The following is a 570-nucleotide window of genomic DNA, read 5'->3' as shown; positions in this document are numbered from 1 at the left end:
GCCCATCGCGCGCTGCAGCACCAGGGTGCGTAGCTGACTGGCCAGGGAGTGGCGGATACGCAGCGGGTGACGCGGATCGACCAGGTTGTCTTCGAGCGCCTCAATCACGCCGCTGTTGTCGAGGGCTTCACGCAGCAACAAAGCGCCGCTGTCGCTGGTGGTGCGGTGGCCGCTCAGCTCGACACGGACAGAGCCGTTGCACGAGGGCGTCCAGGTGGATAGGCTTTCACCCATAGCGGATGGCTCCCTTGGATCAGGTTCTTGGCGGAACACACTGAATTTTCAAGAGGATACCATCCGCTATCTTCGTTTTCAGGCCGGTCTCATGAATAAGGCGGGTTCAAGGTTCGCCTTCCCTTCATCCACTTCCCCTGGGCCATCCCGGAGACCATCCAGGCGCTGGTGATGTTCGTCATATCCCTGGGCATGATCCCGCTGCTGGAACAGTACCTCGGCATCCCCTACGAGGTGGCACTGGCCTTCGTGGTGGTCTGTGGCATCGGCTTCATCCTGCCGCCGCTGCTCGGGATTCCCTTTATCGCCGGCTGGATCACCCCGGCCATTCCGGTC

At 61.8% G+C, this 570-nt stretch carries 1 protein-coding gene; it reads right to left on the bottom strand.

The features are described 5' to 3' along the window. Positions 1-273, bottom strand: a 273-nt coding sequence (locus tag ACFFF6_RS19920) for a transposase (RefSeq protein WP_376983270.1), incomplete at its 3' end; no start/stop codon positions are given. Between the last annotated feature and the right edge of the window lie 297 nt (positions 274-570).

The organism is Brachybacterium hainanense (genome assembly GCF_042434575.1).
Classification (GTDB): domain Bacteria; phylum Actinomycetota; class Actinomycetes; order Actinomycetales; family Dermabacteraceae; genus Brachybacterium; species Brachybacterium hainanense.
Note: the sequence above shows the minus strand (reverse complement) of the source record. Positions and strands in the feature narration are given on the sequence as shown.